The sequence below is a fragment of the Lysobacter avium genome, from assembly GCF_015209745.1.
GTDB classification, from domain to species: Bacteria; Pseudomonadota; Gammaproteobacteria; order Xanthomonadales; family Xanthomonadaceae; genus Novilysobacter; species Novilysobacter avium.
In genome coordinates this window covers 2,529,955-2,544,288 of sequence record NZ_CP063657.1, presented here as the reverse complement: position 1 = coordinate 2,544,288, position 14,334 = coordinate 2,529,955, and the positions used below count along the sequence as shown (strand labels likewise).

Here is a 14,334-nt window from a genome sequence, read left to right as displayed (position 1 = left end):
GGTACGACGGGGTATCGACCGACCGCGCCAGCGCGCCCGCGCGCGCGACGCCCAATCCATTTTTCATGCGCTGCTCTATTGCGCAGTTGGCACACACAGGTAACCGTTTATGGACAAGGTATTCATCGAAGGGCTGCAAGTGGAGGCCCTGATCGGCATCTACGACTGGGAACGCCGGATCCGGCAGCCGCTGGTCTTCGACGTCGAGATGGGCTTCGACAACCGGATTCCGGCCGCCAGCGATGCCATCGGGGACACCCTCAACTACAAGGCGGTCAGCAAGCGGATCATCGCCTACGTCGGCGAGTCCGACTTCGGCCTGGTCGAGACCCTGGCCGAGCGCGTCGCGGCGCTGATCCTGGAGGAGTTCGGGGTGGCCCATGTGCGCCTGAAGCTGGGCAAGCCCGGCGCCGTGCGCGGTGCACGCTCGGTCGGCGTGATGATCGAACGCTCGGCCGCTATGGTGGCGCCATGACCCTGTTCGAAAACCTGGCCTTCCTGGAGCCGCTCCAGGCCTACCCCTACGCCTACACCGTGCTGCAGCTGGCCGGCCTGGCGCTGGCTGCCTGGCTGGCCAACTGGCTGACCCGGATGATCCTGGTCCGGGTCGTCACCCGCGTGGTGCAGGCGACGCCGATGCGCTGGGACGATGCGCTGATGTCGCCCAAGGTGCTGGCACGGCTGGCCAATATCGTGCCCGCGCTGATCATCGCCAGCGGCATCGCCGCGATCACCGACCTGCCCGCCGGGTTGGAGACGGTGGTGCGCAACGTGGCCTGGGCGTTCGTGGTGCTGACCATCGCGCTGGCGATCAGCAATGTTCTGGACGCGATCAACGACCTGTACGTCGCGAACAACTGCCGCGCCAACGAGCGGCCGATCAAGGGCTACCTGCAGGTGCTCAAGATCGTGGTGTTCGTGTTTGCGCTGGTGGTCATGGTGGCGACCCTGATCGAGCGCTCGCCGTTGCTGCTGCTGTCGGGTTTCGGCGCGATGAGCGCGGTGCTGATGCTGGTGTTCAAGGACACCATCCTGTCGCTGGTGGCCAGCGTGCAGTTGTCCAGCAACGACATGCTGCGGGTCGGCGACTGGATCGAGATGCCCTCGCTGCAGGCCGATGGCGACGTGATCGACATGGCGCTGAACACGGTCAAGGTGCAGAACTGGGACAAGACCGTCACCACCATCCCGACCTACCGCCTGATCAGCGACAGCTTCAAGAACTGGCGCGGCATGCAGGAGTCCGGCGGGCGGCGGATCAAGCGCTCGCTGTTGATCGACCAGTCCTCGGTGCGCTTCCTGGAGCCGGAAGAGCGTTCCCGCCTGCGCCGGATCGCCCTGATCGACGAGTATCTGGACGACAAGCGCCACGAGCTGGAGGCCTACAACGAGAACCTGCTGGCCAAGGGCAAGGACCCTGTCAACACCCGCCGGGTGACCAACATCGGTACCTTCCGCGCGTATGTCTATCACTACCTGCGCGCGCATCCGGGCATCCACCAGGACATGACCCTGCTGGTGCGACAGCTGGAGCCGGGGGCAACCGGCCTGCCGCTGGAGCTCTACTGCTTCACCAACAGCGTGGCCTGGGCGGTGTACGAGAACACCCAGTCGGACATCTTCGACCACCTGATCGCGATGCTGCCCGAGTTCGGCCTGCGCCTGTACCAGGCGCCCAGCGGCGCGGACGTATCAGCGCTGGTGACCGGCCGGCAGTCGCCGACACTGGATGCGATCGATCCGGGCAGCGGCACGAAGCTGGACAAGCCCGATGGGGGTGACCAATCCGCCACGGATCAGGGCGGTGGCGCGCCGCGAGCAGAGCGCCCGCCCGCCGGCACATCGGACGACCTGGAATCATGACCGGAGCGCCGGCGTGAGCTGCGCCTACCTCAGCCTGGGCAGCAACCTGGAACCGGTGCTGCACTTGCGCCGCGCGGTGCAGGAACTGCAAGAGCGTTTTGGTGACATGGTCCTCTCGCCGGTGTACCGCACCCGCGCTGTGGGGTTCGAGGGCAGTGATTTCCTCAACGCCGCGGCGGTGATCGAAACCGAGCTTGACCCGGTGGCCCTGCACGACTGGCTGCACGCGCTGGAGGACACGCACCAGCGCGATCGCAGCGGGCCGCGGTTCGGCGATCGCACCCTGGACATCGACATCGTCCTGTTCGATGACCGCGTGCTGTCGGGTCCCGGCAACCTGCGCATCCCGCGGCCGGACCTGCAACACGCCTTCGTGCTGCGTCCGCTGGCGGACATCGCCCCTGACGTGGTGGTGCCCGGCGACGGCCGCACCCTCGCACAGTTGTGGGACATCCATCCCGAGCGCGACATGGCACTGCCCACCGTGTCACTCGACGACGCCGTCGGGATTTGATCGCGCTCAAGATCGCCGCGCCGCAATAGGGCACGATGGACGCATCGACACCGCCACAAGGAGGCGCGCGATGCATCCGATCCTGGTTGAACTGTTGACCAAGCCCGTGGGCTGGCTGTCCCTGGGCGGCTCCATCTTCCTGCTGGTGATGGTGCCGCTGGGCATCCACCTGTTCCTGCGCCGGCAGATCCGCAACGACGAAGGCGGGGAAGAAGCGAAGGAGTACGAACTGCGTCGCCGCGCCGAGGCATCTGCGGGCGAGTAGCCTGCCTCAGCCGGCGAGCATCCGGCCGCCGTCCACGTGCACGACCTGGCCGGTGCAATAGCTCGCATCCTGCAGCAACCATCGCACTGCCTCGGCCACCTCGGCCGGGGTGCCCGTGCGCTGCAGGGGCGTGCGTGCCAGTTTTTCCGCCTGGTCCGCCGTGGCGGGCGGGATTTGGGATCCGTGCGCGGCGGCCGCGGGGTCCTCGGCGGTGGCGTCGTGCGGCCACAGGATTGCGCCGGGGGCAACGGCATTGACCCGCACCTGCGGTCCGAGCTCGACGGCCAGCGAGCGGGTCGCCATGAGCAGCGCGGCCTTGGCCATGCAGTAGATCGTGTGGCCAGCCAGCGGGCGTTCGGCGTAGATATCGATCATGTTGACGATCGCGCCGCCGTGGACCGCCAGATGCGGTGCGGCGGCCTGGGCGAGGAAAAACGGCGCGCGCGCGTTGCTGGCAAACAGCGCGTCCCACTGCTGCGGCGTCGCCTTGCCGATCGGCGTCGGTGTGAAGCCTGAGGCGTTGTTGACCAGACCGTCCAGCCGCCCGAAGCGGCCGACGGTGCGGACGATCATTTCCGGCAGCCGGTCGAAATCGGCCAGGTCGGCTTGCACGATCAGGGTGCTGCCGGGACGCGCCGCCTCCAATTCGGCCGCCAGCGCCTCCATCTCGGTGCGAGAGCTGCGGTAGTGCAGCGCCAGGTCGTATCCGGCGGCGTGCAGGGTGCGGGCGATCTGCGCGCCAATGCGTTTGGCGCTGCCGGTGACCAGGGCGACGGGGCGGGACATGGCGGATTCCTTAAGGCACAAGTCGTTATCCTGCTCGACTGCCCACCGCAATGCCAATGCGAGCGACCCCAGTGAGCCACGCCTCTCCCAACCCGTTCGACCTCCCGCCACCGGCCGCCGAAGCGCTCGCCCACAGCGCGCAGCTGCAGGCCGTCATCGAGCAGCAGATTGCCGACAACGGCGGCGCGATCCCGTTTTCCCGCTTCATGGAGCTGGCCCTGTATGCGCCCGGGCTGGGCTATTACAGCGCGGGGGCGAGCAAGTTCGGCGCCGAGGGTGACTTCATCACCGCCCCGGAGCTGGGGCCGATCTTCGCCGCCTGCGTGGCCGAATCGCTTGCCCCGGTCATCCAGCAATGCGGGCCGGAGGCGCGCATCCTCGAGTTGGGCGGCGGTACCGGCGCATTCGCCGAGGTCGCCCTGAAGCGATTGCTGGAGCTGGACGCGCTTCCCGACCGCTACGCCATCCTGGAGCCCAGCGCGCAGCTGCGCGAGCGCCAGCGCGAACGGCTGCGTGAGACGCTGATCGGGCCCGTCTTCGACCTGGTGGAGTGGCTGGACGCCCCCTTCGATGATGACTGGGACGGCGTGGTGTTTGCCAACGAGGTGATCGATGCCTTGCCGACGCCGCGCTTTGTGCTGCAGGACGGGCAGGTGCACGAGGAGCACGTGGTGGCGACCGCGCAGGGGTTCGCCCGCGAACTGCGCCTGGCCGACGCGTTCCTCGCCAGCGCCGTGCATCATGTCGGCCTGCGCCTGCAGGAGCCGTTGCCCGACGGCTACCGCTCGGAGGTGTTGCCGCAACTGCCGTACTGGATCCAGGCGGTCGCCGGCGGACTGCGCCGGGGGGCGATGCTGTTCGTCGACTACGGCTATCCGCGCGGCGAGTACTACCAGCTCGAACGCAGCGACGGCACCCTGCGCGCCTACTACCGTCACCGCATGCACGCCGATCCGCTGCTCTGGCCGGGGCTGCAGGACATCACCGCGTCGGTGGATTTCACCGCGCTGGCCGAAGCGGGGGATGCGGCCGGTTTCGATTTTGCCGGTTACTGCAGCCAGGCCAGCTTCCTGCTGGGCAACGGCATGGCAGGCGTGCTGGAGCGCATCGAGTCGATCAAGGACGATGCGCTGCGCCAGCAGCGGATCAACGAGGTCAAGCGGCTGACCCTGCCCAGCGAGATGGGCGAGCGGTTCCAGGTCATGGGCTTCGAGAAGGACGTTGAATTCGGTGCCGCCTTCCTCGCCGGCGACCTGAGTTTCCGTCTGTGACCGCGACGCCGCAGCGTCTGCCGTTGATGCGGCCGTTCCGGCGGCCGTGGCTGTGGCTCTCGCTGTGGCTGCTGCTGTTCGTGCTGGTGGCGGTCGGTTCGCTGATGTCCCCCGATGACCTGCCGCCGGTGGATATTTCCGGCTTCGACAAGGTGCAGCACTTTCTCGGCTATGGCGTGCTTGCAGCGGGCGCGGTTTTGTTGTTCGCGCGGATGCGCACCCAGGCGCTTATGGCGCTGGTCATCATCGCGTTCGGCATCGGCCTGGAATTCGCCCAGGCCAGCATGACCACGGACCGGATGGGCGACGTGGCCGATGCGCTGGCCAATTCGCTGGGCGTGCTGGCCGGCCTGCTGCTGTCGGCGACACCGGTTGCGCGGTGGTTGCAGCGGCTGGACGCGCGTCTCCCGTAAGCCGGCTACGCGAACGCGGGACGGCAGGAAGCTAGGTGCGCTTGCCGGTCGCGGCGGCCACCGCGGCGATCCGGGCCTCGCGCATCGCTTTGCCGATCGCCGGACCGCTAAGGCCTTCCCGAAGGGCGTCGGTGCGCACCGCCCGTGCCGCGGCGTGGGCTGCGCGCAGGCTGTCGCCCTGGGGGTAGGGGTCGTCGGCATGGCCGGTGCGGCCGCGCTTGTCGGCCTCGCAGACGGTCGCGAGCTGGTCGATCCGGCCCGGTTTGCGGAAGCCGTCGCAGCGCTCGATCAGGGTCACCACGGTGCTGGCGCGAAGCTCGTCGAAACGGTGCACGTTGAGGTGCTCGCGGCAGGCGATGACGGCCAGCTGGTGGTGCTCGGTGGGGACTTTCAGGCGCTCGCACAGCGCCCGCAGCGGCGCAATGCCGGCCTGCTCGTGGCCGATATGGCGCGGCAGCACATGCGCGGGCGTCAGCGCTTTGCCCAGGTCGTGGGTGAGGGCGGCAAACCCGATCAGCTCGTCACCGGGCGCCAGCCGGGCCGCCATGTCGCACACCAGCTCGACGTGCACGCCGGTATCGATCTCGGGGTGGAACTCGGCCCGTTGCGGGACGCCATACAGCGCCTCGACTTCCGGCAGCACGACCGCCAGTGCGCCGGCCTCGTGCAGGGTGCGCAGGAAGGCCGAGGGCCGCTGGCTGGCGAGGGCGCGGCGCAGTTCCTGCCACACGCGCTCGGGCACCAGTTCGGCCAGCTCGCCCGAGGCGGTGATCTCCCGCATCAGGGCCATCGTCTCGGGAGCGACGGTGAATCCCAACGGGGCGAAACGGGCCATGAAGCGCGCCGCGCGCAGCACCCGCAGCGGGTCTTCCACGAATGCCGGACCGACGTGGCGCAACACCCGCGCCTGGATGTCGGCGGCGCCGCCGTGCGGATCGACCAGTCCACCGTGGGCATCTTGGGCGATGGCGTTGATGGTGAAATCGCGCCGGCCCAGGTCCTCCTCCAGCGACACCGATGGATCGGCGTCGACCACAAAGCCGCGGTAGCCACGCCCGGATTTGCGTTCGGTGCGCGCCAGTGCGTGCTCCTCGCCGGTGTCGGGATGCAGGAACACCGGGAAGTCGCGGCCGACCGGTTTGAAGCCGGCTGCTTCCATAGACGCCTGCGTCTCAGCGACCACCACCCAGTCGCGGTCGCCAGGCTGCAGCCCGAGCAGGCGGTCGCGCACCGCGCCGCCGACCAGGTAGATATTCACCGGCTCACCACTTGCACGCGCCGTGCCGACCCCCGGCTCATGACCGTCCCGCCGCAGGCGCGGGGCACGCGAACGGCTTGCGCGCTGCGTTGGTGCGACCGTGCATGCGATCGTTCAGGCGCAGGGCATCGCCGTCCAGGCGCCAGTCGTAGATCACACTGAAGGCGAGCACGCGGGCAACGTATTCGCGGGTTTCCTTGTAGCTGATGGTCTCGATCCAGAAGTCCGCGTCCATGTTCGGACGCTGGGTCTGCCAGCGCGTCAGCGGTGCGGGGCCGGCGTTGTAGCCGGCGATGGCGAAGTAGGGCTTGCCGCCGTACTGATCCAGCATCTGGCGCAGGTAGGCGGTGCCCAGGACGATGTTGGTGTCCGGGTCGTACAGGCTGGAAGCGCCGCCCCAGCCGCGGCCGATGCGTCGCGCGACCGCTTCGCCGGTGGTCGGGAGGACCTGCATCAGGCCCATCGCATTCGCCCCCGAGCGCGCCTTCGGATTGAAGATGCTCTCGGCACGGATCTCCGCTGCGACCCAGGCAGGATCGATATTGTTGCGCGCCGCTTCGCGACGGATCGTCGTGTCGTGGTGCAGCGGAAAGCGCATGTCGTAAAGCTGCAGCTCCCCGGGCGCCTTGCCCAGCCAGAACACGGCGCGGTCGAACCAGCCGTTGGCCTGCCCGATCTGCACCGCGACCTGGCGCTGGGTGTCGTTGAAACCTGCCACCGCGTCGGCCCATTCCTTCGCCGCCCAGCCGCTGCGGCCGAGCAGGTGCAGGCCGATCGCGCGCTGCAGCGCCGGGTTGGCCGCCACCGCGGCGCGTGTGGCTGGATCGGCCTGGACGGTGGCCGGACACAGCGCGTAAGGCTGGTCGATGCGGTCGGCGGCGAGGAACCCGTGGAATTCGGGGAAGCGCGCGGCCTCGCGGTACTTCGCCTGCGCGGTGGCCTTGTCGCCGCCCAGCTCGGCCAGGCGGGCCTCGAAATAGGTGTAGCGCGAGTCGTTTCGCTGCTCAGCGCCCATCTTGCGGATTGCGGCCAGCGCCGCGGGCCAGTCCGAGCGCGACAGCGCCTCGCGCACGCGCCACTCATGCAGGCGCGGGTCGTAACTTGCCGCGGGCACCGCGTTCAGGCGGCGCGCCGAATCGGGCAGGTAGGACGCCACCGTCCACAGGGCGATCTGGTACAGCACGCGGCCGCGATCGGCCTCGCTGAAGTTCAGCGCGCTGGCGTACTGCGGCAGCAGTGACTCGGCCCGATCCGGGTCGGCTTTGCCCAGCTTGGCCAGCCCCTGCGAGGCGACGCGGCGGCTGCGGTCGGTCTTGGGCCATTGCAGGGCGCGTGCATGGGGAGTGTCGATGAACGCCGCGTAGTCCTCCGCCAGGCCACGCTCGGCGGCCGGCAGGCCGCGGGCAATCGCGCGCATGACCCCGCCGTCCCATTCCTCGGCGGCCAGCTCCAGTCGTTGCCAGCGCAGCGAGGAAGGCAGTTCGCCGCGGCTCTCCAGGGTGGCAAAGACGGGGTCGCAGGCATCGGGCAGGGACTTGCCGGTGCTGGTCCAGACCGCCTGCGCCTGCTGCGTCCAGTCGGTGTCCACCCGGCCCAGCGCGTGGCGCGCATCCAGCCACGCGCAGCGCAGGGCCGTGCTCTTGATGTCCTCGCTCCACGCCGAAAGCACGGCGGATGGATCGTCGCGACGGTCGCTGGCAGCTAGCCACGCCTGGCGGAACACCCCGGCGACGGCGGTGCCCTGGTGCTGCTTGAGGAATGCCTCGGCGCGCGACCGCGGCAGCGTATTGATGTCGCGCGCGATCGCCGCGTACTCCACCCACGGGAACAGGGGGTGGCCGGACAGGTCGGCGTACTGGGCGGCATTGAACTGACCGCGCTCAGCCTCCGCAATCGCATTGCCGATGCGTTCGCGTTGCGGATCAACCTGGGCCGCGCCAGGTGGCGTTGCGACAGAGTGGGCCGAACCCGCCAGACCACCCCCGGGCCGGCCGGCGGTGGCACTCGATTGGGTGAACGCGGCCGATGGAATCGCGAGCGCGGCTAGAAGCACAGGCAGGAGCAGGGCGTTGGATCGCATCCGCCGACTATATCCGAGCGTCAATGAACTCCACGGGCCGCACATGCCCATCCGGCTCTTGCCACCGGAGGCGAACCGACCGGGTTCACGGCCCGGCTATGTTCCACTATCGGCACTTGATGACGGGAATTGCGATGAGCGCGTGGTGGCTGTTGTTCCCCCTGTTGGGCGTGGTGGTGGGTGTGCTTGCAGGTCTGTTGGGCGTCGGCGGTGGACTGGTGCTGGTGGCGGCGCTGGTGTGGCTGTTGCCGCTGATGGGCGTGCCGCCGGAAGCGGCGATGCACGCCGCCCTGGCCAGTTCGCTGGCCAGCATCATCCTTACCGCGGCGGCGTCCGCCCGCGCCCACGCGCGTCGCGGCAGTGTGCTGTGGCCGACGGTGGCGTGGATGGTGCCGGGGCTGTTGGTGGGTGGCTGGCTGGGCAGCGGGGCGGCGGTCCAGATCGGTGACGACGTGCTGCGCTGGATCGTCGCCGGCTACTGCCTGCTGGCGGCGGCGCAACTGCAGTTCGGCCGTCCGCGACAGGGAGGCGCGACCGGGCAGCCGGCGCCGCGAGGTTGGCCCATCCTCGCCGCCGGCGGCGGCATCGGCGCGCTGTCGGCAGTGGTCGGGATCGGCGGCGGCAGCATGACGGTGCCGCTGCTGGTGTGGCGCGGCGTTGCGCCGGTGCGCGCAGTCGGTACCTCGTCGGCGTGCGGCGTGGCGATCGGATTCGCCAGCGCGGTGGGTTATGCGATGCACGCGCCGGCCGGGGCCTTGCCCGCGCATGCCATCGGCTATGTCTACCTGCCGGCGGCGATCGGCGTGGCCATCGCGTCGATCTTTGCCGCGCCACTGGGCACGCGGCTGGCGCACCGCCTGCACGGGGATGCGCTGAAGCGGATATTCGCGGTGTTCCTGGTGGTGGTGGCGGTGAGCCTGCTGGTGACCGGCGCAATTTGAGTTGGGACACCTCTCGACCGCTCATGCAGGTTCGGGCGGGAAGCTGTGCATCTTGTGGCGGGCCCCGGGATTGTTTACAACAGTGCGTCGTCGCAAACAGGGGTGTGGCGCTTCGAAACATTCTTAGGGAGAGAGAAGTCGATGAACGCACCTTGTCGCCACCCACTGGTGGCCGCTGTCGCGCTGTGCCTGTTGGGCGCGTCGCTGCCCGCCGCCGCGCAGCAACCGCCAACCGCCGACGGCCAGCAAGACGGCCGCAGCGCGACCACCCTGGACAGTGTCCAGGTCACCGGTACCCGCATCCGCAAGGCGGAGATTGAAAGCCAGACGCCGGTGCAGACCCTTACCCGAGAGGACATCGACCGCACCGGCCTGACCTCGGTGGGCGACATCCTGCAGTCGCTGACCGGCTCGGGTTCGGCGCTCAACACCAAGTTCAACTCCTCGGGCAACTTCGGTTTCTCGCCCAATGGCGACGGCGTGGGTGCCGGCTCGGCCCAGGTCGACCTGCGCAACCTGGGCGCAAAGCGTGTGCTGGTGCTGGTCGACGGCGTGCGCTGGGTCAACGAGTCCTCCGCGTCGGGGGTGGGCGCAACCACCGACCTGAACACCATCCCGCTGGCGCTGGTGGAGCGCATCGATGTGCTCGAGGACGGCGCGTCCTCGCTGTACGGCTCCGACGCGATCGCCGGGGTGGTCAACATCATCACCCGGCGTGATTTCGACGGTGGGCAGGTAACCCTGAACTACGGCCAGTACGGCAAGGGCGACGGCACCCAGAAGGGGCTGGACCTGGCCTGGGGCATGAACACCGAGCGCAGCAATTTCTTCATCGGCGCCAGCCGCGTGGAGCAGGAACCGATCTACGCCAGCACCCGCGAGCAGTCGCGCTTTCCCACCCCGGGCACCGGGCTGACATTTGGCAGCTCGGGCACGCCGCGCGGGCGATTCATCCTGATCGATCCCAACACCGGCGCCGAGCTCGACCTGACGCCCAACCAGGGCGACAACGACCCGTTCTACGACCCGGCGCAGACCGGCTGCGATCGCACCGACGGGTTCCACTGCTTTGCGACCGCCGACCGGTTCAACTTCGCCGAATACAACATGCTGCTGACGCCGTCCACGCGCACCGGCGTGTTCGGCCAGTACCGCTTCTACTTCAACGACAGGGTGCAGGCCTACGCTAAGGTGCTGGCCAACCGGCGCGAGTCGGTCAACCAGGCCGCGCCGGAGCCGCTGTTCCTGGGCGCCGATGCCGGCACCGGCAATGCGATTGCTGACGGCATGTTCGTGTCGGCGGCCAATCCGTACAACCCGTTCGGCTTCGACCTGGTCTCGGTGGATGATCCGAACACCCCGCAGAACGACATCAACCTGGTCATGATCGGCCGGCGCCCGGTCGAGGGCGGACCGCGGGTCTACGAGCAGAACGTGGACACGCGTTACTTCGCTGCCGGGCTGGAGGGCCGGTTGGACGCCGGCGACCGCTCGTGGTTCTGGGACGCCAACTTCTCCACCGCCAAAAACGAGGCGCGCCAGACCAACTACGGCAGTTACGACATCCGCAACATCGCCATTGCCCTGGGTGACCCGGCGGTCTGCGCGGCGACCGCAGGCTGCGTGCCGCTGAACGTGTTTGGCGGGCCGGGCACGCTGACCCCCGACATGCTGGCCTGGATCCAGCCGGTGGTGCGTGATCGCAGTGAGCAGACGCTGGACGTGTTCAGCGCCAATATCTCCGGCGATCTGGCGGAGCTGTGGGCGGGTCCGCTTTCCTTCGCCGCCGGCGCCGAACACCGCCGCTACGAGGGGTCCTACCAGCCCGACGCGCTGACGGTCGCGGGTTTCTACAACGGCGTGCCATCGCTGCCGACGTCGGGGGACTACAACGTCAGCGAGGCGTATGTCGAACTCAACGTGCCGCTGCTCAAGCCCGATACCTTCGGCAAGAGCCTGGAGCTGAGCCTGGCCGGACGCTACTCGGACTACTCGACCTTTGGCAGCCAGTTCACGCCCAAGTACGGACTGCGCTGGCAGGTTGCCGACGAGCTGCTGCTGCGCGCGACCTATGCCGAGGGGTTCCGGGCGCCATCCATCGGTGAGCTGTTCGGCTCGGCAAGCCGCGCCGACCTGCAGATCAGCGATCCGTGCCTGATCGGCCTGGATGGCAGCGCGCCGCGCGGCAATCCCGCCAACTGCGCCGCGCTGGGCGTGCCCACCGGCGCGGTGCAGGCCAACAGCCAGATCTCGGTCACCACCGGCGGCAACCGCGACCTGGAACCGGAAACCGCGCGCAGCTTCACGACCGGCCTGGTGTTCAGCCCCGGATTCGCCAGCGGCGCCTCGTGGTCGGACCGGCTCGACCTGGAGCTGACCTTCTATCGCCACAGTCTGGAGGGCGCGGTGCAGGCCATCGACGCCCAGACCCAGTTGGACCTGTGCGTGCAGACCCTGGACCCGCTGTACTGCGATGGCATCACCCGCTCCTCGATCGGCGGCATCAACAGTTTCAGCAACCGGCTCACCAATCTTGGCTCAATCAAGACCGACGGATGGGATGCCAACCTCTTCTGGTCGTTGCCGGAGACGGCGGCCGGGCGGTTCAAGCTGTCCTGGCAGAACACGCTGGTCACCCGTTACCAGGCAGTCGGTGCCGCCGGGCAAGTGCAGCCGCGGGCCGTGGGGATCGAGGTCAATGACAGCGCGATCCCTGACTGGACTTCGACGGCCCGGCTGGATTGGCGCCGCGACCAATGGAACGCCTCATGGAGCGTGCGCCACATCAGTGAGCTGAAGGAGGAATGCGGGGATGCGGTCGCCTTTGCGGTGTGCAGCAATCCGGCTGACGGCACCAACACCCTGCCCGCCACCACCTACAACGACCTGCAGGTTGGCTACCGCTTCGACTGGCAGCAGGGCCTGCAGCTGACCGCAGGCGTCAACAACCTCGCCGACAAGGATCCGCCGATCTGCCTGTCGTGCTCGCTCAACGGCTATGACGCGTCGACCTACGACATCCCGGGCGGCCGTTATTTCTATCTGCGTGCCGACCTGAGATTCTGACCCCGTGCAATGCGACCGCGGCCGGGACAACCGGTCGCTGTCGCTTCGTCGGAAGGATTTGATGGTCGCCAGCGCGACAGCGACTCAGCGCAGCGCCGTGTCCGGCACGTCGAGTTCAAGGGACAGCGCGAGGTGGTCCGACTGTGCGGCGGGCATCGCCTGGGCGCCCGAGCAGCCCAGGTCACTGCTGATCAGGATGTGGTCGATCGCGCGCTGTGGCTGCCAGCTGGGGAAGGTGGGCACCGCGCAGCTTGGCGGTTGCAGCCGGGTGTTGCGGAACAGCGCCTGCATCTCCGGTCGCTCGACCGCGCAGTTGAAGTCACCCATCAGGACGGCGTGGCGGTGGTCCTGCAGCAGCTCGGCGATGAAGCCCAGCTGGGCGCTGCGCGAGTTGGCACCCAGCGACAGATGGGCGATGGCGACCACCAGGCCGTCGGCGCCCTCACCGAAGCGTGCAAGCAGCACGCCACGTCCGGAGATGCGGCCGGGCAGCGAGTGGTCGGTGACCTCGATCGGCTGCAGCTTGCTCAACAGGCCGTTGGCGCTTGAGGCGACCCCGGCCATGCGCCGGTTGGGCTGGTGGCTCCAGTAGTCGAAGCCGCCGTGCCGCGCCAGGTACTCGGTCTGGTTGGTGAAGCCCGAACGCAGGCTTCCCGGATCCGCCTCGTTGAGGCCGACGATGTCGTACTGGCCCGCCAGCTTCGCGATCAGGTCAAGGCTGCCGCGCTTGTTGCCGGCAGGCAGCACGTGCGACCAGCTGCGCGCCACATAGTCGTGGTAGCCCCGAGTGCTCGATCCGGCCTGGATGTTCGCGCTGAGCAGGCGCAGCCGGCGCGAGCCCGTCGGCGGACCCGCGCCGTCGGTGGCGCCCTGGTCTACACGCGGATTGTGCTCGGAAGCAGGCATGGCGGGCAGGGCGCGCGGCAAATCAGCCCTGGTCGTCCGCAGCTGCGTCGTCGGCGGCTGGGGCGGCGTCCGTCGTCGGGGCGGCCTTGGCAGCCCGCTCGGCGGCGATCAGGTGCTCGGCGATGCTGAGGTTCTGCTCCCAGCTCTTGCCAGTGATGCGGTACTTGCCGTCGACCACGAGATTCGGGGTGGACTCGACACCGGAGCGCTGCATGAACTTGAGTGCGCGGCCCATCTTCGCCTTGACGCTGAAGCTGGCCATGGTGTTCGCGAACTGCTTGGGGTCGGCGCCAAAGCGGCTGTAGAACTGCGCAATCCGGTCTTCCTTCGCGTCCGGCGGCAGGCTGCGCTCAAGATGGATGGCGTTGAACATCGCGTCGTGGCTCTGCGCCAGCAGTCTATTGGCTTGCGCGGCGTAGAAGGCCTTCGCGAAGGGGTCCCAGTAACCGCCGAACGGCGCCGCCAGCGGCGTGAACTGCACGTCCTCGGGCAGCTTGGCGGCCCAAGCGGTTACCAACGGCTCGAAGCCGGCACAGGCGGGGCAGGTGTAGCCGAATACCTCCACCACTTCGATCTTGTTGCTGCCCGGCTGGAAGGGCTGTCCGTTGGGAATCTCCACGTAGTCCACGCCGGCGACCGGAGCGGGACCTTCGGGAGCGACGATCGGGCCGGGCGTGCGCACCAGTGTTTCCGACCCGCTGAGCTGATCACCCGCAGTCGCGACCCCGGCATCATCCGCAGCCGGACGATCTGCGGCCACGGACGGAGCCGGGTCGCCAAACGTCTGCGCGGCGGTGGACGCTGGCGCGACATCCTGCGTGGCGCTGGTCGGCGCCTCCGATGAGCAGGCCGCAAGGGCAAGCACGGCTGCAAGGGTCAAGCCGAAGCGGGGCAACAAGGTCATCGGTGGTTCTCCAGAAAGTGTCGTATCGGTCGCGGCCGCAGCCGCAGTGCTCGGTAATCGGTTCGCA

Annotated in this window: 13 protein-coding genes; 8 read left to right on the top strand and 5 right to left on the bottom strand. The window is 68.5% G+C overall.

Features of this window, described 5'->3' with window-relative positions:
- The first annotated feature begins 109 nt into the window (after positions 1-109).
- From folB to INQ42_RS11375, 4 genes are all read left to right on the top strand, one after another.
- Positions 110-475: a dihydroneopterin aldolase gene (gene folB / locus INQ42_RS11390; protein ID WP_194034370.1), complete on the top strand. Its 366-nt coding sequence runs from the start codon at positions 110-112 to the stop codon at positions 473-475.
- The gene (locus INQ42_RS11385; protein WP_228064363.1) at positions 472-1,863 is read left to right on the top strand and encodes a mechanosensitive ion channel family protein; all 1,392 of its coding nucleotides are present in this window, start codon (positions 472-474) and stop codon (positions 1,861-1,863) included. The genes folB and INQ42_RS11385 overlap by 4 nt, the downstream gene beginning before the upstream one ends.
- A 13-nt stretch (positions 1,864-1,876) precedes the next feature.
- Positions 1,877-2,377, top strand: coding sequence for a 2-amino-4-hydroxy-6-hydroxymethyldihydropteridine diphosphokinase (gene folK, locus INQ42_RS11380; RefSeq protein WP_194034369.1), 501 nt, complete (start codon positions 1,877-1,879; stop codon positions 2,375-2,377).
- Between the two features lie 70 nt (positions 2,378-2,447).
- Positions 2,448-2,642: a hypothetical protein gene (locus INQ42_RS11375; protein ID WP_194034368.1), complete on the top strand. Its 195-nt coding sequence runs from the start codon at positions 2,448-2,450 to the stop codon at positions 2,640-2,642.
- Positions 2,643-2,648: 6 nt separating this feature from the next.
- On the opposite strand, the gene INQ42_RS11370 is transcribed toward INQ42_RS11375, so the two are convergent.
- Complete coding sequence (locus tag INQ42_RS11370) at positions 2,649-3,428, bottom strand: pteridine reductase (protein WP_194034367.1); 780 nt, start codon at positions 3,426-3,428, stop codon at positions 2,649-2,651.
- Positions 3,429-3,484: 56 nt separating this feature from the next.
- Between INQ42_RS11370 and INQ42_RS11365 the strand changes: the two genes are divergently transcribed.
- Together INQ42_RS11365 and INQ42_RS11360 are read left to right on the top strand one after the other, a co-directional pair.
- Positions 3,485-4,699 carry a class I SAM-dependent methyltransferase gene (locus INQ42_RS11365; protein ID WP_228064362.1) on the top strand — a complete coding sequence of 405 codons (1,215 nt, stop codon included), beginning with the start codon at positions 3,485-3,487 and terminating at the stop codon, positions 4,697-4,699.
- 26 nt (positions 4,700-4,725) lie between these two features.
- Complete coding sequence (locus tag INQ42_RS11360) at positions 4,726-5,112, top strand: VanZ family protein (protein ID WP_194034365.1); 387 nt, start codon at positions 4,726-4,728, stop codon at positions 5,110-5,112.
- A gap of 31 nt (positions 5,113-5,143) precedes the next feature.
- On the opposite strand, the gene INQ42_RS11355 is transcribed toward INQ42_RS11360, so the two are convergent.
- Positions 5,144-6,370 carry a multifunctional CCA addition/repair protein gene (locus tag INQ42_RS11355; protein WP_194034364.1) on the bottom strand — a complete coding sequence of 409 codons (1,227 nt, stop codon included), beginning with the start codon at positions 6,368-6,370 and terminating at the stop codon, positions 5,144-5,146.
- A gap of 37 nt (positions 6,371-6,407) precedes the next feature.
- The gene (locus INQ42_RS11350) at positions 6,408-8,450 is read right to left on the bottom strand and encodes a transglycosylase SLT domain-containing protein (RefSeq protein ID WP_194034363.1); all 2,043 of its coding nucleotides are present in this window, start codon (positions 8,448-8,450) and stop codon (positions 6,408-6,410) included.
- 119 nt (positions 8,451-8,569) lie between these two features.
- On the opposite strand from INQ42_RS11350, the gene INQ42_RS11345 reads away from it, so the two are divergent.
- Entirely contained in the window at positions 8,570-9,391 is an 822-nt protein-coding gene (locus INQ42_RS11345) for a sulfite exporter TauE/SafE family protein (protein WP_228064361.1), read from the top strand.
- 141 nt (positions 9,392-9,532) lie between these two features.
- Entirely contained in the window at positions 9,533-12,457 is a 2,925-nt protein-coding gene (locus INQ42_RS11340) for a TonB-dependent receptor (RefSeq protein ID WP_194034362.1), read from the top strand.
- 84 nt (positions 12,458-12,541) lie between these two features.
- Here the strand turns inward: INQ42_RS11340 and INQ42_RS11335 are convergent, their stop codons facing one another.
- Positions 12,542-13,279 (bottom strand): endonuclease/exonuclease/phosphatase family protein, encoded by a 738-nt coding sequence (locus INQ42_RS11335; RefSeq protein ID WP_194035878.1) that lies wholly within the window; start codon positions 13,277-13,279, stop codon positions 12,542-12,544.
- A gap of 106 nt (positions 13,280-13,385) precedes the next feature.
- On the bottom strand, positions 13,386-14,267 hold the full coding sequence (locus tag INQ42_RS11330; protein ID WP_194034361.1) for a thiol:disulfide interchange protein DsbA/DsbL: 882 nt from the start codon (positions 14,265-14,267) through the stop codon (positions 13,386-13,388).
- Between the last annotated feature and the right edge of the window lie 67 nt (positions 14,268-14,334).